The 23,117-nt window shown below is 68.5% G+C and carries 26 protein-coding genes; 6 read left to right on the forward strand and 20 right to left on the reverse strand.

Translation table 11 applies throughout. The features are described 5' to 3' along the window. Nucleotides 1–121: 121 nt before the first annotated feature. Nucleotides 122–385, reverse strand: coding sequence for a hypothetical protein (locus tag VHC63_12005; protein HVV37321.1), 264 nt, complete (start codon nucleotides 383–385; stop codon nucleotides 122–124). 196 nt (nucleotides 386–581) lie between these two features. Here VHC63_12005 and VHC63_12010 point away from each other — a divergent pair, with 196 nt between their 5' ends. Then, nucleotides 582–1,577: a C40 family peptidase gene (locus VHC63_12010; GenBank protein HVV37322.1), complete on the forward strand. Its 996-nt coding sequence runs from the start codon at nucleotides 582–584 to the stop codon at nucleotides 1,575–1,577. Between the two features lie 200 nt (nucleotides 1,578–1,777). On the opposite strand, the gene VHC63_12015 is transcribed toward VHC63_12010, so the two are convergent. From VHC63_12015 to VHC63_12070, 12 genes are all read right to left on the reverse strand, one after another. After that, on the reverse strand, nucleotides 1,778–4,207 hold the full coding sequence (locus VHC63_12015; protein HVV37323.1) for a hypothetical protein: 2,430 nt from the start codon (nucleotides 4,205–4,207) through the stop codon (nucleotides 1,778–1,780). Between the two features lie 50 nt (nucleotides 4,208–4,257). Beyond that, nucleotides 4,258–4,635, reverse strand: a complete 378-nt coding sequence (locus VHC63_12020) for a hypothetical protein (protein HVV37324.1) — start codon at nucleotides 4,633–4,635, stop codon at nucleotides 4,258–4,260. Nucleotides 4,636–4,676: 41 nt separating this feature from the next. Next, nucleotides 4,677–5,105 carry a TadE/TadG family type IV pilus assembly protein gene (locus tag VHC63_12025; protein HVV37325.1) on the reverse strand — a complete coding sequence of 143 codons (429 nt, stop codon included), beginning with the start codon at nucleotides 5,103–5,105 and terminating at the stop codon, nucleotides 4,677–4,679. After that, nucleotides 5,102–5,482: a TadE family protein gene (locus tag VHC63_12030; GenBank protein ID HVV37326.1), complete on the reverse strand. Its 381-nt coding sequence runs from the start codon at nucleotides 5,480–5,482 to the stop codon at nucleotides 5,102–5,104. Before VHC63_12030 ends, VHC63_12025 begins: the two co-directional genes overlap by 4 nt. Beyond that, on the reverse strand, nucleotides 5,472–5,678 hold the full coding sequence (locus tag VHC63_12035; protein ID HVV37327.1) for a hypothetical protein: 207 nt from the start codon (nucleotides 5,676–5,678) through the stop codon (nucleotides 5,472–5,474). Before VHC63_12035 ends, VHC63_12030 begins: the two co-directional genes overlap by 11 nt. Before the next feature lie 27 nt (nucleotides 5,679–5,705). Then, nucleotides 5,706–6,602, reverse strand: coding sequence for a type II secretion system F family protein (locus VHC63_12040; protein ID HVV37328.1), 897 nt, complete (start codon nucleotides 6,600–6,602; stop codon nucleotides 5,706–5,708). Further along, nucleotides 6,599–7,444 (reverse strand): hypothetical protein, encoded by an 846-nt coding sequence (locus tag VHC63_12045; GenBank protein HVV37329.1) that lies wholly within the window; start codon nucleotides 7,442–7,444, stop codon nucleotides 6,599–6,601. Before VHC63_12045 ends, VHC63_12040 begins: the two co-directional genes overlap by 4 nt. Next, nucleotides 7,441–8,751, reverse strand: coding sequence for an ATPase, T2SS/T4P/T4SS family (locus VHC63_12050; GenBank protein ID HVV37330.1), 1,311 nt, complete (start codon nucleotides 8,749–8,751; stop codon nucleotides 7,441–7,443). The genes VHC63_12045 and VHC63_12050 overlap by 4 nt, the downstream gene beginning before the upstream one ends. Next, entirely contained in the window at nucleotides 8,748–9,374 is a 627-nt protein-coding gene (locus tag VHC63_12055; GenBank protein HVV37331.1) for a hypothetical protein, read from the reverse strand. The genes VHC63_12050 and VHC63_12055 overlap by 4 nt, the downstream gene beginning before the upstream one ends. 98 nt (nucleotides 9,375–9,472) lie before the next feature. Then, a complete protein-coding gene (locus VHC63_12060; protein HVV37332.1) occupies nucleotides 9,473–10,162 on the reverse strand; it encodes an SAF domain-containing protein in 690 nt (229 codons plus the stop codon). 19 nt (nucleotides 10,163–10,181) lie between these two features. After that, nucleotides 10,182–11,024, reverse strand: a complete 843-nt coding sequence (locus VHC63_12065; protein ID HVV37333.1) for a hypothetical protein — start codon at nucleotides 11,022–11,024, stop codon at nucleotides 10,182–10,184. Beyond that, a complete protein-coding gene (locus VHC63_12070) occupies nucleotides 11,009–11,518 on the reverse strand; it encodes a hypothetical protein (GenBank protein HVV37334.1) in 510 nt (169 codons plus the stop codon). Before VHC63_12070 ends, VHC63_12065 begins: the two co-directional genes overlap by 16 nt. Before the next feature lie 373 nt (nucleotides 11,519–11,891). On the opposite strand from VHC63_12070, the gene VHC63_12075 reads away from it, so the two are divergent. Further along, nucleotides 11,892–12,605: a hypothetical protein gene (locus tag VHC63_12075; GenBank protein ID HVV37335.1), complete on the forward strand. Its 714-nt coding sequence runs from the start codon at nucleotides 11,892–11,894 to the stop codon at nucleotides 12,603–12,605. Between the two features lie 11 nt (nucleotides 12,606–12,616). After that, nucleotides 12,617–12,832, forward strand: a complete 216-nt coding sequence (locus tag VHC63_12080) for a helix-turn-helix domain-containing protein (GenBank protein ID HVV37336.1) — start codon at nucleotides 12,617–12,619, stop codon at nucleotides 12,830–12,832. 288 nt (nucleotides 12,833–13,120) lie between these two features. On the opposite strand, the gene VHC63_12085 is transcribed toward VHC63_12080, so the two are convergent. From VHC63_12085 to cbiM, 3 genes are read right to left on the reverse strand one after another with little or no spacing between them, the layout of a single operon-like run. Continuing rightward, entirely contained in the window at nucleotides 13,121–13,891 is a 771-nt protein-coding gene (locus tag VHC63_12085; protein ID HVV37337.1) for an ABC transporter ATP-binding protein, read from the reverse strand. Beyond that, nucleotides 13,884–14,636 (reverse strand): cobalt ECF transporter T component CbiQ, encoded by a 753-nt coding sequence (gene cbiQ, locus VHC63_12090; GenBank protein HVV37338.1) that lies wholly within the window; start codon nucleotides 14,634–14,636, stop codon nucleotides 13,884–13,886. The genes VHC63_12085 and cbiQ overlap by 8 nt, the downstream gene beginning before the upstream one ends. Further along, nucleotides 14,633–15,697: a cobalt transporter CbiM gene (cbiM, locus tag VHC63_12095; protein ID HVV37339.1), complete on the reverse strand. Its 1,065-nt coding sequence runs from the start codon at nucleotides 15,695–15,697 to the stop codon at nucleotides 14,633–14,635. The genes cbiQ and cbiM overlap by 4 nt, the downstream gene beginning before the upstream one ends. Before the next feature lie 46 nt (nucleotides 15,698–15,743). Here cbiM and VHC63_12100 point away from each other — a divergent pair, with 46 nt between their 5' ends. Further along, the gene (locus VHC63_12100) at nucleotides 15,744–16,175 is read left to right on the forward strand and encodes a transcriptional repressor (GenBank protein ID HVV37340.1); all 432 of its coding nucleotides are present in this window, start codon (nucleotides 15,744–15,746) and stop codon (nucleotides 16,173–16,175) included. On the opposite strand, the gene VHC63_12105 is transcribed toward VHC63_12100, so the two are convergent. Beyond that, nucleotides 16,150–16,893: a DUF1775 domain-containing protein gene (locus VHC63_12105; GenBank protein ID HVV37341.1), complete on the reverse strand. Its 744-nt coding sequence runs from the start codon at nucleotides 16,891–16,893 to the stop codon at nucleotides 16,150–16,152. The genes VHC63_12100 and VHC63_12105 overlap by 26 nt on opposite strands. Nucleotides 16,894–16,998: 105 nt before the next feature. Between VHC63_12105 and VHC63_12110 the strand changes: the two genes are divergently transcribed. Continuing rightward, nucleotides 16,999–18,150, forward strand: coding sequence for a hypothetical protein (locus tag VHC63_12110; GenBank protein HVV37342.1), 1,152 nt, complete (start codon nucleotides 16,999–17,001; stop codon nucleotides 18,148–18,150). 35 nt (nucleotides 18,151–18,185) lie between these two features. Next, complete coding sequence (locus VHC63_12115) at nucleotides 18,186–19,160, forward strand: hypothetical protein (protein HVV37343.1); 975 nt, start codon at nucleotides 18,186–18,188, stop codon at nucleotides 19,158–19,160. A gap of 28 nt (nucleotides 19,161–19,188) precedes the next feature. On the opposite strand, the gene VHC63_12120 is transcribed toward VHC63_12115, so the two are convergent. From VHC63_12120 to VHC63_12130, 3 genes are all read right to left on the reverse strand, one after another. Further along, the gene (locus VHC63_12120; GenBank protein ID HVV37344.1) at nucleotides 19,189–20,760 is read right to left on the reverse strand and encodes a hypothetical protein; all 1,572 of its coding nucleotides are present in this window, start codon (nucleotides 20,758–20,760) and stop codon (nucleotides 19,189–19,191) included. Then, a complete protein-coding gene (locus VHC63_12125) occupies nucleotides 20,757–21,659 on the reverse strand; it encodes an ABC transporter ATP-binding protein (GenBank protein HVV37345.1) in 903 nt (300 codons plus the stop codon). The genes VHC63_12120 and VHC63_12125 overlap by 4 nt, the downstream gene beginning before the upstream one ends. A gap of 95 nt (nucleotides 21,660–21,754) precedes the next feature. Continuing rightward, entirely contained in the window at nucleotides 21,755–23,071 is a 1,317-nt protein-coding gene (locus tag VHC63_12130; GenBank protein ID HVV37346.1) for a Calx-beta domain-containing protein, read from the reverse strand. Nucleotides 23,072–23,117 lie beyond the last annotated feature (46 nt).

Here is a 23,117-nt window from a genome sequence, read left to right on the forward strand (position 1 = left end):
GAGCCGCCGCCGCGATGGACGCCTCCAGCGGCCAGTCCCAACAAGAACGCAGCGACAGAGACGTACGCCGCGCGCCTGCGGTCCGACCGGCCACCGGAGGGCGTGGTGTTGCGCTGCGTCACTACTTGCCCGCGGCGCTGAAGAGCATGTTCACGGCAGTCGGTGCGAGCCCGGCGAGGATGGCGCCGATCGCCCCAGCGGCGACAAGTTGCTTGCCCCGGAAGGCGTTGCTGTAGCTGCCGGCGTTCTGCGCCAGGCCGTAGACCGCGGCCCCGACGAGGATGCTGGCAAGCGAGCCCCACAGCGCCAGCTGTGCCAACCAACCGAGCATCTGCTGCAGTAGCGCGGAACCTGGCATCCCCGACGAGCTCGGTGTGACTGTCACGGGTGCTGCCAACATCGAACGGATCACGGTGCCTCCTGGTCTGATCGGGAGGCGAGTCGTCACCTCCACCGCACATCCACGTACGACGCGGGGCGCGAAAGCGCGACGCGAAATTTCTGATCGCGCTTTCGCGGCGCCGCGCGTACGTGGATGTGTTCGGTCCGCCCCGGCCGGCGGGGCGGACCAGGAGGGCTCGATGAAGTTCCTGTTCGCCATCGCAGGCTTTGTGATGGGGACGCCAATCGCGATCGCGGCCGTGTTCACCGGACCGAACGCGACGACGACCGCGCCCTCTGCCGCCGCCCGCGCCGAGATCCCAGCCGACTTGCTGCCCGTCTACATGGCGGCGTCGCTCACCTGTCCAGGGCTTCCGTGGCAGGTCCTCGCCGCGATCGGATGGGTCGAGTCACGCCACGCTCACGGGACCGCGGACCCGCGGACCGGCGATGTCGCCCCGCCGATCATCGGCCCGCCGCTGGACGGGCGGAACAGCACACGCGCGATCCGTGACGTGTCGCAGCCCGACGGTTGGGCGCATGCGCTCGGGCCGATGCAGTTCCTGTCCACCACGTGGGCGAGATGGGGACAGCTCGCGCCCGACCGGCCGCCCGACGCGACACCGAACATCCAGAACGCGTGGGACTCGATCTACTCGGCTGCCGCGTACTCGTGTGCTGGCGCGGCGAGCGTCGACGACGTCCACGCCGCGGTTCTGCGCTACAACCATTCCGAGGCGTATGTCCAGCAGGTCATCGCGAAGGCGACCGAGTACGGCCTCGGCTCCGACGAGTCAGCCGACGGCGCGACATTCACTGGCTCGGGCGACGCCGTCGTCCGCGCCGCCATGACACAACTCGGCGTGCCCTACCAGTGGGGCGGCGAAACACCAGGTGTCGGCTTTGACTGCTCGGGGCTCGTCCAGTGGTCTTACGCCCAGATCGGCGTCGGTCTCCCGCGCACCACCAGCCAACAGGTGCTCGTCGGAGTCGCGGTAGCCGACGCCGCAGACCTCCGGCCCGGCGACCTCCTGTTCACGCGCAGCACCAGGAACGGGAGCGTGGTCGACTTCGGCCACGTCGCCATTTACGCGGGCGGCGGCAAGGAGGTCGTTGCTCCGAAGACGGGCGACGTCGTGTCACTACGTGCGGTTAGCTACAGCTCCTTGCAGGCCACGCGTCGCATCGTCAATTGATGTCGTCCACGGGCAGGCAATCCAGGGACGCCGGCGTCGAGCAAATCGATTCTCCACTTCCAGACTGACTGCGGCCACGAAGGCCTTTGCCTTGACGTTCGCCGTCAGGCCTACCGCGACCTTGTGCCTTAACGACGCAAGCTGGCGTTGTCCTCTCGGGTGGAAACTGAGAGGCGCCGATCCATCGCTTCTGTGCAGGCTCAGCTCGATGTCGTCGTGGGGAGCCGACTCGCCTCCAAAGGACCGTCAGCGCGGTCGCCGGCTTCCTCGATGAGGACGACGAGTCGGTGCGCTTGGCCTTCCTCGTACGCCCACTCGTAGCCACCGGTCGTGCTCTCGAAGGGCAAGCCGCGCACGAGCCGAAGTGCTTCTCCCCACGTCTCGGAATGGATGCTCTCCTCAAGCAGCGCGGCATCCGTGAACACGAACGGCCCGAGGCGGTAGCGATGGTTGTCGACGTGTCGCAGATGGTGGTTGCCTTGCGGATCGAGGCCCAGCATGCGGCGCGCCTTTGAAACGGTCTCGTTGAAGGCTGCTTGCGTGGGCGCGCCGTCGGGCCACAGCGCAGTCCTGAGACGACCGTCGTCGACGCCGTCGGGATGCATCGCGAGGTACGCCACTAGTTCGACGCTGCGTCGGCGATCGATTGGCTGTTGGCCGCCAACGATCTCGACCGGACCGAGCACCTTCACCATCACATGCTTTGGCGGGACGATCGGCTCACCGAGTAGGTCGAACGAGAGAGGAATTTGCTCCGGACCGACGGTGAGAGGAGCTGTCGGCTTCGCCTGTCGCAGATCGAGCAACTCTCCAGGCTCCAGGTCTGCGGCGACCTGTAACAGCTCGCCGGACGCCTCCAGGACTTCCGGTGGCAGGTGAGCAGGTGTGAGTCGCAGGCCGACGGGCTTCAGCACGAGCGTGTCGGCCTCGACGCAGAGTTCCCGGTCGAAGTCGCCGTCGGCGACACCACCGACGACGACGGCGACGCCGCGGTAGACGTGCGCGGTCTTCAGCAGGCGGTCGAGTTCCGCTTGCGGCTCCGCGACGAGGACAACGATCGGCGTGATCACATCGGACGCATCGTCGACGCGGGCTTCGAAGGCGGTCGTTGGATGCGCCGAGCCGACCTCCGTGAGTGCGGCGGCTTCGCTCTCTATTTCGTCGATGACATCGGCGAGACGTTCAAACACCCGCGCCCTTCCGGCAGCGTTAAAGCCCGCCGGCGGCCGGCCGACGAGGATGACATTCACGTCATCCGCGCGGTTACTGGTGACGAGGTCGAGCGCGAGCGTCCACAGGAGCGACGCTGCGTCGTGGGGATCACCACCGACAAGCGTTCGCGGCGAGGCCTCGAGATCGATGAGAAGCGAGCGTTCGTCGAGGGCGCCAATGGTGACGAGCGCGGGAGCGGGTCCCGCCTGCGTGTTGGCGATGGGCCGGATTTCGTCATCGGGCACTGATGCAGACAGCGTCCACGCACGGCCATCGGCTTCGACAGCGAACGGACCCATAGGCGCGTCCACCGCATCGGCCAAGAGGATTTCGATCGCCTCGGGTCCGACGCTTACGGCTGAGAGGCTTGGACACGGGCCACGTTTGCGCTGTCCAAGGCAGTTCGCCAGCACTCGCAGCGCCATGTCGAGACGGTCGAAAGGTGCCGTGACCGCGGCGCGGCGAAGGTGCACTTCCGCCTGCGCCGCTTTCGGTTCCGGGAGCCGAGGCATGCGACCCGGAACACGGTGCCGAAGCTGGCGACGGCGGAGCCGTGACAGACAGGCGACTATCCCTGCAGCGACGAGTGCCGAGGCGGCGAGCAGAGGGGCCACGGCGTAATCGGGATCGTCCTCGGGCGACGGAGCGACATTCGCAGGAGCGCGATCGCTCGTCGGAGCAACCGTGGGTTCCGTCGTGACTGACGGTGATGCGGCAGCAAGCGGTGGCTCGGCGGTTGGAGTGGATGGTGCCGCGACCTTGTTGGCCGTGGGCGCACGCGGCACGTCTTCTCCCGGCAACCCGACGGCATCAGGCGGCAGGACGAGCGTCCAGCCCGGGTTGATCAGGCTGGGTTCGACGAAGCGACGCCCATCTGGGAACGACCTGTCGCGGTTGAGATCCCAAATCTCGCGCCAGCGCAGACCGTCGCCGAGGTGCACCTCGGCGAGCTTCCACAGCGAGTCGCGCGGCGCGACCACGCACGTCGGTGAGGGAGTCGGCGGCTGAGCGGGAGTGGCGGCGGCGGTCTCAATGGCCGTAGGCACTGTCACCGCCATCGCGGCTGGGATCGGAGTGATGGTCGCGATGCCGGAAGGGCGCAAGGTGCCGATCAACAGAGCCGCGGAGACGACGAGTTCGCGCACGAGCGGTTGGACGAAACCAGCGACCGGCAAGGAGCGCGCCTCGCGCCCGCGCATCCAGGCGCGCACCTCGACGACGAAGCTCGCAGCCAAGAACGCCCACAGCACCCAAGCCGCGCAGGCGAGCGACTTGATCACCACCGCGTCCGAGATGGACGCGCCGTCCAACGCGTGAGACACGTCGTTCCACGATGGGACGAGGGTGGGCAGCGGCCAACCGATGAACCGAACCAACGCCCATGGGACACCGACGAGAAGGACGCCGAGCGACAGCAACGCAAGGCCAGCACGACTGAGACGCCAAACGGAACGGAGGCTGCGGCCCATCACGCCGGCCCGTCCCGGACCGAACGAACACCGTGTGCCGTGCCCGACGCATGAATCGTGGCCGGCCGGACGCCGACAATGCCGAGGATGGCGAGTCGCTGCGTCACGGTCACGTGCACGGTCACCGTGTCACCGTTGACCTCGACGGTGCCAGCGTGGCCGGAACGGGCGAGGTAGTCAGCGACGCGCTGGCGCGCCGCGTCCGGTTGAATGACGACGCCGCCGCCCTGGCGCAGAGTGTCTTCGTCAACGGCTTGCGCGCCCACACGCGCCGCGGCCTCGGCTTCGTCGAACGCCGCGCGCTGGCCTGCCAACATGAAGCCGCCGTCGACGACCAAGCCCGCGACCGCGAGGAGCGCGACTGCGAACGCGGTCACGAACGCGGTGACCGTCCCGCGCTCGCCGGTGCCTCGCCGGGTCACTGGTCCGTCCCGCGGTAGGCGTCGATCGGCTCGGTGAACGACGCGGTGACGGTGCGCGACGCCGGCAGCTTCAGCCCGCTGAGGTCGGCGAGGTCGACCGCACAGGTCACGGTGGCGGTGACGGAGCCTCCGGCACGGAATTCGCCGGTGTTGAGTGCGACGTTCAGTGTCCGGCAGGTGACGTCGCCCTCATGCAGTCGCGCTCGCGCGGCGGAGGCACCGTCGGCGGCGGCGGAGTCGGGCCCGCGAGCAATGGAGCCGGCACGTGCGGCGTCTCGCGCCGCGGCGTCGACGTCGGCACGCGCCTGCGCGTAGCGGCCGCCCATGACGACGAGCAGGAGCATGGCGACGAGCGCGGGCGTCAGCAGCACCAGCTCGGCCGCCGCTGAGCCGGCATCGCCACGGAAGCGAGGACGTCGGATCACCCGGGGTCCTTCCGGAAACGCTCGACCGGGCTCGATGCGCGTGCCTTCACCGGCAGCGAGAAGCCAGGCAGCACGGTGACGGCGTGTCCTTGTATTGATACGGCGGCGTTGTTGGCGTCTCTCGTCGCGGTGATGACTGGCTGTCGCACGATGGTGGGGCCGAGCCGCGTCAGGAAGTCGACGGCCCGGGTCCGCCCGGCGTCGGCGGTCGACCCTTCGAGGCGCGCCGTGCGAACGCCTTCCTGGGCCGCGGCCTGCACGACGTGCTCGGCGTGGTACCAGAGCCCGAACTGGACGACGAGCATCACGAGGAACAGCAGGACCGGCGTCAGGAGAACGACTTCGGTGGTTGCCGAGCCTCGCTCCCTAGTTGCCATCTGTCTGGATGTTGTTGGCCTTGTTCGTGACCTTGAGGACGATGATCGCTCCGGCGGCAAGAGCCAACGCGGCGAAGATCGCCGTGATGATGACCTTCTCCGTCGTCTCGCCGCGTTCGTCGTGACGAATGCTGCCGAGACGCAGTTCGAGCCAGCACTGGATGTACGCCAGCGCGGGATGGTTGATGAATGTCACGGGCTTCTCCTTCTCTTTGCGGTTGCGTTAGATCCCATGCAGCACCTGCTCGATGGCGGGGTAGACGAGAAAGACGATGAACCCGAGCATGAGGAGCACGACGGGCAGCGTCATGCGCTCGGTCGCGGCTTGCGCCGCGGTTTCGATGTCGGCGAGGCCGTGCAGCCGGAGTGAGCGCGCCTTGGCGGCGAGCGAGCTGCGGACGCGCGCGCCTTCGTCGCCGGCGAGCGCGGCGCTTGCGGCCAACTCGCCAAGCTCGGGTACCGCGAGGTCCTGACCGAGACGGGCCAATCCCGCCCACGGCGTCTCACCTAGCAGGCGCGCTTCGAGCAGCGCGCGGCGCAGTTCGTCGAAGGCCCAACCGCTGCCGGCCTCGGCGCCGTCATGCAGAGCGGAGTCGACGCCGCGACCGCCAGCGAGACTGATCGACACGATGTCGAGGAACGAGCTGAAGGCGTGGCGGAAGCTGCGGCGCCGCTCCGCCGCCTTCGACTTCAACAGCAGCGTGGGGTAGAGGAACCCGACAGGCGCCAAGGCGAGCGACACCCACAGCGGGAACACGAAGCCGACGTGGACGCCGCCCGCCCACATCAACGCGGTGGTGACCGGCGCCCACAGCAGACCTAGGGCGAAGAAGGCGGCGCGCTGAGAGACGTGTTCGGCCGCGGTGGTGTTCGTTATGCGAAGGTCCGCAGCGTCTTCACCCGCGAGGCGGGCGCCGAGAGGCGTCTCGACGAGCGGGACGCCCAGCAACCGCGTGATCGGCGAATGGCGCGGCCCGTCCGTGAAGCCGAGCGGGGTCGGGTGGCGGCGGCGCAAGCTCGCCAGCGCGAGATCGAGCGGGACGGGCGCGGGGATCAAACCGGATAGGAGCACGACGAGGCCGACGCCGACGCCGCAGCCGGCGATGAGTGCCGGCGTCACCGTTCGACCGCCTGTGGGCGAACGGCCAGGAATCGCTCCGGCGCGACGAACTCGCTCATCTGCGACAGCCATCGCAGCGCGATCCCCCAGCACAACGCGACGCAGGCGAGGGTGAGCTGCCCGGTCGCGGATCCGTAGACGTCGAGGTACTTGCGGTTAAGGAGGATGAGCCCGATGGCGGTGCCAGCAGTGCTCGCGGCGATAACGCGCACCGCGGTACGAAGCCGGGCACGGGCGGCTTCGACGCGTAGGCGCATGCCGGCTTCCTCGCGGGCCGACTCGGCGAGTGTTCCGAGCAGTTCGGCGAGGTCACCGACCGAGCCTTGCCACGCGAGGGTGAGCGCGGCGACGACGAGGTCGGCGGTCGGGTGCGCTAGGTCGGCGGCGAACTCTTGGAGCGCAACCGACAGCGGGACGCGTTCGAGCCGGACGGCGAGGTTCGTCACTTCGAGCTTGATCGGTGCCGGCGCGATCGCGGCCGTGGTGATCACAGCCTGTTCGAGACCGTGTGCGCCTGACATCGTGTCGCGCAGCATCTCGGTCCACGCCGCGATCGCCTCGGTACGGGCCGTCGCTCGGTCCTGTGTCGCCTTCGATCCGAACAGTTCGGGCGTGAACCATCCGGCGGCCGCGAGGGCGGCGGCGGCGACCGGCCACCTCGTGACGAGAGCAGTCGGCAACGCGAGCGCAGCCGCGAGCGTGACGCGTTGGCGGACGTCGGCCTGGACGTTCACCCGGCGCGGGACGGGCGCGCTGGCGGATGGGCGCTGTCGCAGCCCGTCGACGAGGATCCACGTACCAAACGCAAGACCCGCTCCCGCGAGCGCGGCGAGCAAGTTCATCGCCACCACGCGCTTGGGTTGTCGTGCAGCGACGGGTCGTAACCGGCGACGACGAGGTCGTCGAGCAAGTCGGTAGGAATTGGTGTGCCCGGGACGGCGCGGCCGTCGGGGCCGGGACGGAACAGTTCGTTGGTCAGGACCTGCTTACCGTCGAATCCCGTCACTTGACGGACGCTGGCGACGTGGCGGCCCGAGCTGGTCTTGGCGATGAACACCAACAGGTCGATAGCCGCGGCAGCGAGGAGCAGCGTGGCTTCCATCGGAAGCCGCTCGGGCGACTGCATCGCGTAGAGCGCGAGCTTGCGGAACACGCCGCTCGACGAGTCGGCGTGGATGGTGCACATCGAGCCGTCGTTTCCTTGGCTCATGGCGTTGAGCATTGGGATGACCTCGTCGCCGCGGACCTCGCCGACGATGACGCGATCGGGGTTCATGCGCAGTGACATGCGCACGAGCTCGGCGGCCGTCACTTCGCCGACGCCTTCGACGTTGGCTTCTCGTGCTTCGAGCGCGACGCAGTCCGGATGGATCTCCGGGAAGCGGTCGAGGCCGAGTTCGAGTTCGGTCTCGATGGTGACGATCCGCTCCTCGGGCGGGATCTCCGACGCGAGGGCGCGCAACATCGTCGTCTTCCCTGCGCCCGTCGCCCCGGCGATCATCAACTGCAGGCGCGCCCGGACTGCGGCGGCGAGGAACGACGCGAGGCCCTCGTCGATGGCGCCGAGCCCTTGCAGGTCGGCGAGGTCAACCTTGAGGTAGCGGTGCCGGCGGATAGCGAGGCACGGACGTGCGCACACCCACGCCGTGGCGAACAGTCGCGACCCGTCGGGCAGCTGGAGGTTGAGTTCCGGTCGGCTCGCATTGAACTCGCGCTCGGTGAGGCCGTGCCGCCGCCCGATCTCGCGCAGCAGTTCGATCATCTCGGCGTCGCTCGCCGCGATCGCGGGGCCGGGCACCTTCGTGCCGTCGGCGTACTCGACGAACACGACGTCGCACCCGTTGGCGTGGACGTTCATGATCCGCTCGTCGTCGAGCAGCGGCTGGAGGCGTCCCAGTTGGAAGATGCGGTCGAAGACTGCTTGCGCGAGCGCGGCTTCCTCGTCCGGACCGAGGACCGGCTCGTTGCGGGCAAGGCAGTCGCGGGCGTGGGCTTCGAGTTGGTCGTTGATGAGGCTGCGCGCCAGCGCCGCCTGGTCGTCGGCGTCGAGGCGACGCCCGCCTGTCGCGAGCGCGGCTGAGGTCTGTTCGGTGAGACCCGTGGCGACGGCGGTACGTATGCGTAGGACGAGGGCTTCGTCGGTCGTCATGCCAGCGCCGCTTCGGCCGGTGCAACCTCGATCGTGTCGAGGATTGATCGCGCGGAGCGGACGAGGCGACTCTTGCGTCCGGCGCGGGTACTCGCCGCGCCGTGGAGCGCATCGACGCCGTCGCGATCGACGGCGATCGTTGTCACGTTCGCGACGCCCGTCGCCCGCGCCACGTTGGCTGCGCCGTATGGCCGGTCGCCCACAAGCACGAGGCCGATCCGGCCACGCGCCGCCGCGGTGAGCGCTTCCTGCCGTTCCTGGAAGTGGGCGACTCCGGTGAGGTCGGGGTAAAGCACGACGATCGTGAAGTCGGCGGACCGTATGACGTCGAGGGATGGCGAGTTGCGCGACCACCGGCCGCAGTCGATGACCCCGTTGCCGAGCGCGCCGACGGCGCCGCTGAGGCGTGACGCGACTGTGGCGACCGAGGCCTCCGCCTGGTCGAGATTGGTCGGGCCGAGAACTGCGGTGCCGCCGCACGGCAGAGGTTGCGCGTGGCCTGCAACGTCGACTTCGGAGTTGGCGTGACGTGCGCTCGCCGCCATCGTGACCAGGCCCGGGTCGAAGGCGAGCCCGAGCCGGGCCGCGAGATCGCCACCGGCCGGGTCGGCCTCGACAAGCACGGCTGGCGATTCGCCGGAACTTGCCCACGCCGCGACGAGCGCGAGAGCGAGCGTCGTCGCACCGGGTGAGTGCTTGGCAGAGCAAACAGCAATGAGAGTCATCGCGGTGCCAGCACGACGGCGAGACGGCCACCTGCTCCGGCGACGGCGAGCGTCGCGGCTTCGGTTGGCGGTACCGCCAGCGAGATCGATACGCCGCCGCCGCTGTCGAGCAACTTCTCGACCGAGACGACCGTCACCGCGATCGGCGCGGCGATGTCGGCCTGACCGGTCGCCGACGCCGCCTCGGGCGGCATCACGATGGCGAGCACTCTGTCGCCGGGCCGGAGTCCCGAGGGGAACTGGCCCGGCTTGAGCACTGCGCCGACCACGGCAGCGGACGGATCGACGGTCGGTCCGGTCGCGAGCTGCGCGGGGTTGAACAGGCTGCCGGGAATGAGGTTCACGGCCGCGGTCTTGCCGACGACTGTTTCGCGGGCGGACCAGGGCGTCGTCCGCACGCCGGTGATCGTGCCGGCCAATGTCTCGCGCAAGTCGGCGTCCTGGATCACCTGACCGGCGGCGACCGGTCGCGCGATCGCAACGACGGCGTGCCGGCCGCCGATGTTGGCGTAGAGCAGACCGGCCACGAGCGCGCTGACGACGACGATGAACGCGCCGGTCACGATGCGGGTGCGGTTGCGAGCAGCGGCCTTAGCAGTCGCGCCGGTGGCGGGTGGCGGGGTGGATGCCATCCGTCGCATGGCGCCGTTTGCCGCTGCGGTCGGCGCGGTTCGGGTTGCAGGCACGATGCCCTCCTTGGTCGGACTAGCGGTTCACGGCCTCGATCTCCGAGACACGGACAGTGAAGGTGGTGGTGCGGCTGACGTTGCCGAGGTCCCCGCCGCCCGCCGCACCGGCGGCGGTCCAGGTGACGTGCCACGTGGCGGTGGCGGTCGCGGTGAACGCGCCGTTGGGCGCCGAAGCGGAACTGCGGCGGTAGGTGTAGGCGCAGTCGGTGTGCTGCTCGCTGGACGGCCGGTTGGGGTCGTAAGGAGTTCCCGGCCCGGTGCACGTGACGATGTCGCCGTTCCCCATCGCCCAACGGACCGACTGCGGCGCCGCGGATGCGGTGACGGTCACCCCGCCCGCACTCGCGGTGGCCGCCACCGGCTGCCACGCGGACGGGTCGACCCACATCCACGTCTCGAGGTTGACCACCTGCTCGCCGGTCTCGGGCGGGTTGAGATGAACGTCCGGCAGCGGGATCGGCGCGCGGCCCGACGCCTGCGCGGCGAGCTGAGCCGGGCTGATGGCGCGATCGGCGATCCAAATGACCGTCGCGCTCGACTGGCCGTTCGCGTCGACGCAGACCTTGCGGTACCAGGCTCCCGGTTCCTGACCCCGCGGCGGACCCGATCCGTTGGCCGCCATCGTGTCAGCAATCCCTTGGCTCTCGGCGTCGAGTCGCTCGTAGGTGCACGTCCGATGGCCGCCGCCTCCGCCGCCCTTGCCGGCGCTGCCGCCGGACCCGTCGCTCGTGCCGGCGTTAGCCCCGACCTGTGTGCCGTCACTGAATGCGTCGCCGGTGCCGTCGGCGCGGGCGACGACGGGACTAACACCGATGATCAGCCCCGCCACGGCGAGCATGGCGATCACGCGGCGGTACACCCGTCGCCCTCGCGCTTGAGGTTGCTCACCTTCCACGCTCCAGCGTCACGGACGAGCGACGCGGTGATGAGGTGGCGCACACCCGTAGCCGTGTCTTTGCGCGTGCCCGTCGCCGCGTCGTAGATGCCGGTGTTGTCGAGGTAGCAGTCGCGGACAGACGCGCTCTCGCCAAGGATGGAGAGGACACGAGGCGACAGGTTGAGGTTCCCTCGGATCACTTCACCGCCCGACTTGCGGGCAAGGAACGCTGTACGCAGGGTTTGGAGTTCCGGATCGGTCGCGTGATCTCCGAGCTTCGGGCTCTGCGGATCCATCGGATCGGCGGCGGCGAGATAGTCGTCCCAGAAGGCGCGGTACGCAGTGAGCACCTCGTGATCGGCGGGCGCTGTCGTCGTTGTCGCGCGCGTCTTCGAGGACTTGTCGGCGTTCTTGTCGCCACCGTTCGAGCACGACGCCAGCAGCGCCACAACGGCGGCGAGCGTTACGAAATTCACGCCGCGTCCACGTACGCGCGCGAGCGAGAAAGCGCGACGCGTTTCCGGCGATTTCTTCCCGGCTGGAGGTTGGGCGCTACCCCCGGGCGGCTGTTCGCCGTCCCTTGCTGCCGACCGCTCGAGGCGGTCGCCTCGGTACATCGCACACTTCGTCGTGGCACCTCCAATCGCCACGAACCGCCAACTGACCCAACAGTGCACCCAATAGGCAAACTCCGCAAGAGCCGCATCTGCGGGTTATCAGGCCTCTGACCAGGGACGCTGATCGACTCAGCGCGCCGATCCCAGCCGCGCTGAGGTTTTCGCTGAGGGTCGCGGCGGACGCTCGGGCCACTAGCCGCAGCCAGCGGCTCCGACACGGGAGCGCCCGATGATGACCGACCTGTTCACCCTTCTCGACCGTGACTGGCAGACGTGGAGCCGCCGACCCGCGGCGCAACACGCAATGGCCCGGTGGCACAACGCGGCGCCCAACCTCCGGTCGTTTACATCTGTCGACGAGCTCATGGCGGTGTTCGAGGACAGGAGCGCCCGCGACGAGCACGACGACGTGCTCCTCGCACTGTTGGCGGCAGCGCGCAGCGACGCCGACGCGCGCCGTGCGGTCGTTCAGATCCTTCGAGCTGGCCTGGTAGCGCTCGCGGTTCGAGCCCGGAAGTGGTCCGACTGGGACGAGGCCTCGAGCGCGGTCGTCGCTGCCGCCCTCGATCGCATCGGGCGGTATCCGGAGCACCGCACGGCGCGGGTGGCCGCAAATCTCCTCGGAGACATCTGGCACTCCGTTTGGGCCGAGCGTCAGATCGAACTTCGGCACCGAGCCGGTTGGACCCACCGTGTCGACGTCGAAGCGATCGACACGATCGGCGAAAGCGACGAAGCCGGCCGCGGCGAAGAACTCATGACGCTGATCGACGAAGCGGTCCACCGGCGGCGCATCACGCCGCGCGATGCGCGCATCGTCGTGCTCCACCGAGTACTCGGCTACACGAACGTCGAGGTCGGTCGCATCGAGGGTCAGCGGCCGTGCACGATCCGCAAGCGGCGTCTCGCCGCGGAGGCGGCGATCACGAAGCTGGCCGTGGCGTAGGTGGCCATGCGATGACCACATCGAATCCGACCGCGCGCCATGAAGTTCCTGACCTGCTCGACATCACGGAGTTGGCGGAACACCTCGGTGTCAACGTTCGTCACGTGCGCCGGCTCATTGCAGAGCGTCGCATCCCGTTCATCAAGTGGGGCCACCTGATCCGATTCGACCCGAGCGAGATCGTGGAGTGGCTCGACCGCAGCCGGCACGAGAGCGCCGGGCGCTGACTTTCATGGCGACAGCCGTCCGAACTCAGGCCCGTCAAAGCTCACGGCTCGTGCCCCACCCGTGCCCCATGTACTGGTCTTTTCTGGACCTCAACCGGTCCTGGCGGTCACTTCCGGACACGCCGATTTTAGCCCGTCTAGCAGCGGAAATACCGATATCCCCAGGTCACCCAGCACGTTCGGGATATCGCCTGCGCGCGCCTGAAAAGCGTGAGGTCACCGGATCGACGCCGGTCCCGACCACCAAGTACGTACAGGTCCGACGGCGGCGGACTATCGCAGCACGAGCTATTCGGCGTGGCGGTGTCCGCTGCGTTCGTGGATGAGGTTCGCGCGCAGCAGCAGGTCGCGATCGTGCAGCAGATCGGCGGGCGTTGTCGTGAGCAGAATGCCGTGGTCTTCACCGAACACGATGCAGCGGTCGGCCACGGAGTCGAGGCTGTCGAGGTCGTGGGTCGCGACCACGATGGTCTTGCCGGCGTGATTCAGCTCTTCGACCAGCTCCAGCAGCCAGTACTGCGTGCGGGGATCGAGGGCGGCGGTGGGCTCGTCGAACAAGAGCACTTCGGGGTTCATAACCAGCACCGATCCGATCGCCACCCGTTTCTTCTCGCCGCCCGAAAGTTGGTACGGCGCCCTGTCGGCGAGGCCGGCGATGCCGAGCATGCGCATCGTGTCGAGCACGCGGGCGTCGACCTCGTCGCGGCTCATGCCCATGTTGCGCGGTCCGAAGGCGAGCTCCTCGCGCACGGTCGGTGAGAACACCTGGGCGTCGGCATTCTGGAAGATGAAACCAACGCGGCTACGAAAGGCGCGGTTGAACTGTTGGTCTTCGAGCGTGTCTTCCGTGACGTCGGCGCCGAAGGCGCGGTACGTGCCCGACTCGGGGAACAGCAGCCCGTCGAGCACCTTGAGCAGCGTCGACTTTCCGCAGCCGTTGGCGCCGAGCAGCGCCACGCGCTCACCCTGGGCGACGGTGAGCGACACGTCGTCGAGCGCGACGAAGCGATCGAGGTACTTGTAGGTGACGTGCTCGACGACGAGCAGGTCCTCAGACACCGACATCGCCGGTGTAGCCGCGCGCCGTCATCGCTTGATGTACTTCGTCGGCGAGCGCGTACGCCTTGCCGAAGAGCGCGCCGGCGCTGGCGGCGACGAAGCGGCGCGCGGTCGCGCCGTCCTCGGCGTTGGTCGTGCGGGCGCGGCGGGCCACGTACATGTCCTCAACCGCACCGAGCAGATAGAAAATGTAGCGGTAGGCCATCGCGAGCACGACCACGAAGATGCGGGGCACGCCGAGGCTACGAAGCCCCGCCAGCAGCCGGTTCCACTTGGTCGTGAGGGTGAGCAACACCACCAGCGAGATCGACACCGCCACGCGCAACACGATCAGCGCGGCGGCCGACGGACCGTGCGCGATCGCGGTGGGAATCACGATGACCCCCGTGAAAATCGGAATGAACAGCCAGACGCGCATGACGAAGGACGACAGAGACAGCCCGGAGGCGGCGGCGATTGCGAGCGTGGCGACATAGAGGCCTGCCATCACCGCGAGCGAGTGCACGAACGCGGTGCCGATGAGCAGGGCCAACGTCGCAACGAGCTTCGCCCGCACGTCGAGGCGTTGCAGGAATCCGCGGTGCGACGCCACGTCGTCGGCGAACATCGCCTGGCGCATGAGCCGGGAGCCACCGGCCAGCGTCTTGGCGATGTAGTTGCCCTTCGTCCGCTTGCCGATGCAGCCGCAGGGGCACAACCCGACGGTCGGCTGCAACAGCCAGTCGGGCGCCTGGTCGGAAGTCATGCGACGGGCGCGGTCTCGGCCGGATGGTCGCGACGCATCAGTCGACTGGCTCCGAAGATCGCCGCGACCACGATGGCGACGAAGGCAATGCCGGCGACCGCCGACACCAGATAGCCGACAACCGGATGGGTGTCGCCGCCGAAGGAGTACCCGTCGAAGATCGCGTTGTGCCAAAAGCCGGCGTAGTGCCGCAGCCCCTCCGGCACCGCGTTGAGGTGGTACTGCCGAAGATTGAGATCGTTGGGCGAGTCCTCGCCGAAGGCGCCGCCGGGCGCAATCAAACCGAGCGGAGCCAACGCGACCATGGCGCCCAGGCCGACGAACGCCCATCGCCATCCAAGTGACCGGGGAGCCGACACATCGGCGTCGGTGGCGGGCACCGCCGCGTGGTTGACCCGCATCAGCGGCACGTTGGCGCGCTGCAAGTAGGTGATCACACCCACCGTCAGCGCGAACTCGACGCCACCGGCGACGGTCAGGTGCGCGAGCGCCATCGCCGGGATCGTCTGGCTGAGGTGGAACGGCGCGTACAACGGGGCGCCGCTGGCCGAATGAAACAGGCTCGGCTGCACGCCGAACTCGATCGCCGCGGCCAGAGCTGCGAGATTGATACCGACGTAGCCGCCAACACCCGCAGCGAGGGCGCGCCGCCGGGACGTCAACGAAGTCCGCGACGCGAGCAGCCGGTACACGGCGTAGCCCGCCATCGGCATCACGAAGGCCATGTTGATCACGTTGGCGCCATAGGCCAGCACGCCTCCGTCGCCGAAGAACAAGGCCTGAATCGCCAGCGCAACGCTCACCGCGATGACCGCCGCCCACGGACCGAGCACAACCGCCACCAACACGGCGCCCACCGCGTGCGCCGTCGTACCGTCCGGAACCGGCACGTTGAACATCATCACCATGAAGCAATAGGCGGCGCCCAACGCAACCAGGGGCACGTACCGGCTCTTCACGATCCGGCGCACACGGCGCGCCGCGGTGAACCACACCGGCACCGACGCCGCGTAAAACACGCCGCAGGTCTCCGGGCTGAGGTATCCGTCGGGGATGTGCAACGCGACTCCAAGGAAATGCGACTCAGTCGCATCGTAGGCTTCGGTGGTGACTGCGAGGCACGAGACGACTGCCGAGGTGCTGCGGGCGAGTGGGACGCGCCTCACGCGCGCCCGTCAGCAGGTTCTGGACGCGATCGGCAGCACCACCGACCACCTGACCGCGGAGGAAATTCTCGACCGGGTGCGCAGCAATGCAGCCGACGTGCACCGCGCCACCGTCTACCGGAGCCTCGAGACCTTGGCGAGCCTCGGAGTGATCGAACACACGCACCTGGGCCATGGCCCGGCCGTGTACCACCTGGTGCGCGACCACCACAATCACCTTGTCTGCGAGAACTGCGGATCGGTGACCGACGTCGACGCCGGGCTGTTCGACTCGTTGGCCAGCCGCGTGCGACGCGACTACGGATTCGTCATGGACACCGGCCACTTTGCCATCGTTGGCCGCTGCATCAACTGCGCGGGCGGCGCGACCTGATCGCCACGATCGCGGCGCCGACAACGGCGGCCGCGGCGAGCAGCCCGACGATGACAGCAGTGCTGGGGCCGTCGCCCCCCTCGCCCCCGGAGGGCAACGTGGCGATAGAGACATCGGTGGTCGTGGTGCCTTGGCCGTTGTCGGGAATCTGCAGCGCGCCTCCGCCGGACGTGGTCGACGTCGCGACGGCGCCGGCGGGCGTCACCGTCGGCGTCGCATGGCCGCTGTGGGCAGTAGTTGGCGTGACCGACGACGGGGTGTCGCCGCTCGCCAGCACGTTCAGGATGGGCGCCGGTTGGTCGGAACCCTTCGGCCCGATCCAGCGCACGACCTCGTTGTCGTTGTAGGTCTGCAGGGTCGGAAAGGCGTACGCGCCAGCAGATGACGCCGTGCGCGCGACGAACGCGAAGTACTCGTCTTCGGCGGGAGCCGCGCCCGCGGCCTTGGTGAAGGTGATGGTCTGCCGGCCATCGGACGCGCCGAGCGCGCAGTCCCAGGTGGCCTTCGTCGCGCAGGATACGGGAGCCCACGAGTCGGGGAAGTAGACCGCGACGCTGATGTTGTAGTTCGAGTCGTCGCGTTCGTTCGGTACGTACATACGCAGGGACTGTTGCGAGTTCGCCGGCAACCCGTTCGTCGTCGTCTGGAACTGTGCGTGGGCGAGCGCCGCGGTCGCGCTCAGCGCGACGAACGCCAACGCGGCCGCGGCCACCGTCACCCGTCGAGACAATCGCTCCACAACGGGATGTAGTCCGCCGTTGGCGCCAAAAAGTTCCTGATTTCTTTCGGAACTTTTCGGGACCCGCGCATGACTTGCTATGTCATGCGCACTTGGAAGACCACGACGATTCTCTTGGCCGCGGCCGCTCTGGTGGGAGCGAGCGTCGCGCCCGCTTTCGCCCACGCCAGCTTCGCGTCCAGTTCGGCATTCGGATTCGCGCCGAACACGATGGGCGGGACCGGTGCCACCGGGTCGTCTCCGCCGTATCCCGCGAACTCGCAGCAGACGTTGTACACGCGGGTCCCGTTCGAGCAGACCGACCCGTACAACGGATCGGACGACACAACGGTGGACGTCAAGATCATCGTGCCCGACGGCTGGACCAGCCCCGCGTGTGGACCAGCGCAGAAGCAGATCAACGATGCGTCGACGAACTCGACGAACCAGCCGGGAGATCCGGTGGCCGGATGGACCTGCGAACTCCTCGACGTGTCGGGCCGCAAGGTCGTGCACTACTCGGGCCCGCAGGTTGTCGCGCCGGCCACGGCCGCCGACAGCCCGCAGTTCTTCACGTTCACCGTCGTCACGCCCTCGCCCAGCGTGCAGACCACCTACAACGGCACGAACGGCACCGAGGGCTTCATCGTCGACCAGACCTACGCGTCGGGCGAGATCGAGCACTGGATTCCCAACGCAGCATTCCCGGGCACGACGCCCTCCGGCGCGACGACCACGGTGGCGACCGGACTGGCTCGCACCGTCGCCGCGCCCGCCACGGGTCAGGCTGACGGCTCTCCCGGCAGCGAGACCATCACCGCGACCGTGCCGGCGACAGAGGAGTTCTCCATGTCGATCCCGACCAACGGCGGGGTCAACCTCACCCTCGGCACCACGTCGACCTACTACGGCTTCAGCGGCAACATCAACAGCGTGGTCGTCACGGATACGCGCTCGGCCAAGCCGGCGTGGTCGGTCACCGGCCAGATCAGCGACTTCGCCCCCGGAGCGATCAGCGGGAAGTACCTCGGCTGGACGCCGTCGATCGCGGCGCCCGGCGCGGGTGCCGTCGCCGGGCCGGCCGTGCCCTCGGGCTTCGTCTCCGGGAACGGTCTGCGGACCGCCAGCGTGTTGGCGAACGCGCCGGCGGGCCACGACATCGGTTCGGCGACGCTTACCGCGGCGCTCGACCTGCGCTTCCCGACGTCGACGCCACCCGGTAGCTACTCGGGCGTGCTCACGTTGACCGCGATCTAACACTGACCTAGTTGTTCGCACCATTCCATCGCGGCATGCGCCGCGGCCGGCGCCTCGCGCTGGTCGCGGCGTTGGCCGCGCTCATCGCCGGCTTCGGCGCCCTTCCCGCGTCGGCGCAGACGGACACCACGACGTGGGCGGTGCGGCCGGCGCCCACCGCCGACGAACCCGCCCGAGACGCGTTCCGCTTCGACCTCAGCCCCGGTGCCGTAATCCACGACGCGTTCCGCGTCCGCCTGCAGAGCCAATCCCCGACCGCCTTCGACGTCTACGCGACCGACGCGGTCTTGCTCGCCAACGGCACGCTCGACCTGTTGCCCCGCACCCGGACCGCCCGTGACATCGGCTCGTGGGTGACCGTCGACACTCCGCACATCACCCTGGCGGGGGGCGAGTCAGTCGACGTGCCCTTCACCATTGCCGTCCCCGCGAATGCGAGCCCGGGCGATCACGTCGGCGGCATCGTCGCCTCGCTGAGCACGCCCGGCTCTGATGGAAGCACCGTCGTGATTGACCGTCGCATCGGGTCGCGCATTTATGCACGCGTCAGCGGGGCCACCCGGTCGGCACTGACCATTACCAAGCTGCGCAGCACCTTCGAGGGCGGGCGCATCACGCCGGGTCGCGTCCGCACGTCATTCGTCGTCACGAACACCGGCAACGTCCGCGTCCACGCCCAAGCGCTGACCACGGTCACGGGACTGTTCTCGCGGGCGCACGCGCCCGTGAAGGTCGTGCCCGAGTTGTTGCCCGGCTCGAGTCTCCGCGTCGAGACCGTGACTGGCTCCGTCAAGCCCACGGGCAGGCTGAAGGTCCGGGTGCGCCTCGTCGAGCGCGCTGCGGCGCGGGGTGAAGAGCCGGCGGTCACGTTCCTCGGCAGCGAGGCGACGACGCACGTCAGCGCCTGGCCCGTGCCGTGGCTCATCGGTCTTACGCTCGTCGTCCTTCTAGGGGCCGGGCTTCGCGTGGCGCGACGACGCCCGTCCAACACCAACGCGGCTGTCGCCTGAGCGAGATCCGGGGCTTGCGCCGCGGTGCTCAGCCGACGTCGCGGCGGCCCAGGCTGGCGAGACCGGCGAGGGTGAGCGCCGACGCGATCGCCGCCAGGGCGAGCAGTGGACCGGGCGACAGCGCGGTGGCGGGGTAAGCCGGAACGTGCTGGAACGGTGAGAGGTCTTGGACCGCGTTCGACAGCTTCAGCAGTTGACCGAAGAAGCCGATGACGAAGCACGCCGCCAGCGCGCCCCACGCCGCCGCAGTCGCCCGCGGCGCCACGCCGACGAGAAACGCCGTGATACCGACGAGCACCCACACCGCGGGCACGAACGCCAAGGACGCCACGAGGCAGTGAGCGATCGCCGCGGTGTCACCCGTCACCGCCAGGTCGGCCACGCCGAAGACGACTCCCATCGCGACCGAGATGAGCAAGCTTCCGCCGAAAGCCATGGCGAGGTGGCTGGCCGCCCACCGTGTGCGTGACAACGGCGTCGCCAACAGCGCCTCGGCGTGCATCGACGTTTCTTCGCTGCGCATGCGCAGCGCCGACTGGATGGCGAAGCCGGCGGCCACCAACGCGAGAATGCGAAACGACATGGCGACGTACTGCTCGACGATGCTGCCGTGTCCACCGGCGACGACGAGGTCGGCCATCGCCTTGTTTTGCTTGACGTAGTCACTGATGGCGCTGGTGACCGTGCCGTAGGCCACGGCGAGAAGCGCCAGACCCAGACTCCAGCCGACGAAGCTGGCGCGCTGGAGGCGGGCGGCAAGACCGAGTGGTGTGCACAGCGACGGTGACGCCGCGGCTTTGCCCGGCCGCGGCGCAACGAGGCCCGCACCCACATCGCGGCGCCCCGACACGCTCACCGACACCCGCGCCAACAACGCGGTGGAGATCACGAGCACGAGAAACGGCCACCACTTCTCGCCGGCGAAGGGCCGGGTCTTCTGCGCCCAGCCGATGGGTGACAGCCACGACACCGCGCCGCTGCCGACGTCACCGATGCCCCGGAGCACCCACGCCGCACCGAGCAGCACGCCGCCGAGGCCGTAGGTGGTGCGCACATTCTCGCTCACCTGGGACGCCGCCAGGGTGAAGGCCGACAGCAGCAGCCCGAAGAGCGCGAAGGACAGCCCGAACACGATCGAACCGGCGACCGGCAGCCTCTGCGCCATGAGCACGGCGGCGACGAGCGCGCCGGTGACGACGTTCATGCCTGCCACGGTCACGACCGCGGCGGCGTCGAGCGCGTGGGGCCCGATTGGAAGCGAGCGCAGCAATTCGCTGCGCCCCGCTTGCTCCTCGCCGCGGGTGAGGCGCCCCACCATGAACACGCTCATGAGACCCATCACGATCAACCCGAACGTGCCCGTCTGATACGCCGCTTGCCCGCCCACGGTGGTGAGACCCTGCGCTGGGCCGTTGAAGATGATGGCGGCGGCGCTGCGCTCGGTCGGCACCGCGTTGTTCAGCGCGTCCTGCGTGGGGAACAGACCTTTCACACTGGCGACCGTCACCATCACCAGCAACACCGTCGATGCGATCCACACGACGATGCGTACGCGATCGCGCCGGATGGTGAAGCGGATGAGCGCACCGACGCCGGTCATGGTTCGTGGTGAAGTTCGTCGCCGTACTGGCGCAGGAACAACTCCTCGAGCGTGGGCGGGTGACTGACCAGACTGCGCACGCCCAGTTCACCGAGACGACGGACCGCCGCCTCGAGGTGAGCGGTGTCGACGTCGAAGCGCACGCGGTGGCCGTCCACGACGAACCCGTGGATGCCGCGGACGCGGCTGAGCCCGTCGGCGGCGTGGTCGACCTCGGCGACGATGGTCGTACGCGTCGCCCCCCGCAGTTCTGCGAGCGTGCCGCTCTGCTTGACGCGTCCGGCGCGGATGATGCTCACCCGATCGCACAGCGCCTCGGCCTCGGCGAGGATGTGGCTCGACAGCAACACGGTGCGCCCTTCGGCTTTGACCTCCCGGATGCAGTCTTGGAACACCGCTTCCATGAGCGGGTCGAGGCCCGAAGTCGGCTCGTCGAGGATCAGCAGTTCGGCGCGTGAGGCGAGCGCGGCGATGAGCCCGACCTTCTGGCGGTTGCCCTTCGAATACGTGCGCGCCTTCTTGGTCGGGTCGAGTTCGAACCGCTCCAGCAACTGGTCGCGCCGGGCCTCGTCGACGTCTCCCCGCAGGCGCCCGAACAAGTCGATCACCTCGCCGCCGCTGAGTTTCGGCCACAGCACGACTTCGCCGGGCACGTAGGCCAGGCGCCGGTGCAACACGACGGCGTCTTGCCACGGATCGCCGCCGAGCACCCGCACCGCACCGCTGTCGGCGCGCAAGAGACCGAGCAGTACCCGGATCGTCGTCGTCTTGCCCGAACCGTTGGGACCGAGAAACCCGTGCACCTCGCCCGAAGCGACGTCGAGGTCGAGGCCGTCGAGCGCCGTGGTCGATCCGAAGGTCTTGACCAGACCGGCAACATCGATCACGCGCTCGGCCATGCCGCCAATTCTTGCCTACGCGCGCGTCAACCGATCTCCCAGAGACTCGGCGACGACGCCAAGCCAGACGCAAGCCAACAACTGAGCGGGCGCAGCTAGTCGTCGTTGGTGATGGTGGCCGTCGCTTGGCCATCCGCGATGGTGGCGTTGGTCGGCTTGGACAGCTTGGCCAGGAACGTCTCGTTGGCTTCCTTGGCGGTGTCGCCGGTGATGGTCACCGTGAACGTCGCCGAGGTCGCCCCGGCCGGGATCGACACCGTCCCCGACGCCCCCGTGTAATCAGAACCGGCGGTCGCGGTGCCGTTCGCCGTGGACCACTTCACCTTCGTCGCCGTACCACTGGGCGCCGACAACGACACCGTGAAGGTCATCGTCGACGAACCCGAGTTGCCCTCCGCCTTCGACACATCGGCGATCGCCAGGGTCGGCATGGGATCGTCGTTGTTGATCGTCCCGATTGCCTGCGCATCGGCGATGGTTGCACCCGTTGGCTTCGTCAGGTTCAGCAAGAACGTTTCAGGGGTCTCGAACAGCGTGTCGCCCGCCACCGGCACCGTCACCGTCTTGGAGGTCTGTCCGGGCGTGAAGGTCAGGGTGCCCGACGTCGACGTGAAGTCGGCGGGCGCCTTGGCCGTCTTGTTCTTCGTGGCGTAATGGACCGACACCGTGTTCGACGCCGCCGCCGACAACGACACGGTGAATACCGCCGACGACGAACTGTTCGTCTCCGTCACCGCCACATCGCCCACCGACAGCGATGGCGTCGCCGCGTTGGATCCGAGCGGGAGCCACTCGACGTAGTTGAATCCGAGTTTCGCGACGTTCCAGTTGTTGACGGCGAGGTCGAGCGTCGCACCGGTCGCCGTGGCCCCGTTGATGCTGACGTTCTGGTTCAGGATCGACACCGAGCCGTTGCCGCTGCCGTCGACGCTGCTGGCGTACACGACGGCCGCGTGGCCGGTGTCGGAGAAGTTGCTCTGGTTCGAGAAGCTGATGACGTCACCGACCTGCGGCGCCTTGCCGACGGTGCCGTTGCTTACCGTCGACAGGCTGTGCGCCGCCGCGTAGCCGCGCGCGACCCCCGCGCCGTTGGCGTTCACCGCCGTCCATCCCTTGGTGACGTACAGGTAGCGGTCGGTGAGTTCCACGCACTGGAACCCCGGCGTGTAGATGTTGCCCTTGAGGGAGATGTTCGTCGCGCCGGTGGGACCGCACGCGGGAACGCCGATCGCCTGCACCGCGACCGACCCGCCGCCCCCGGAACAAAACGCCGCCCACTTCGACGTGTCGGCGGGGTTGGCGTAATACGCATCCCAGGCGGCGTCGCCGGGACCAAAGCAACTGACGCTGCCGCAGGTGGAGGCAAACGCCCCCGGAGCCGCGTGCAGGGCGCCATTGATCCACCCGACCACAAACAATGCCGCGACTATCGCGACGCGTACCCGCTTCATTTCATCG

This window comes from Acidimicrobiales bacterium, assembly GCA_035546775.1.
Taxonomy (GTDB): Bacteria; Actinomycetota; Acidimicrobiia; order Acidimicrobiales; family JACCXE01; genus JACCXE01.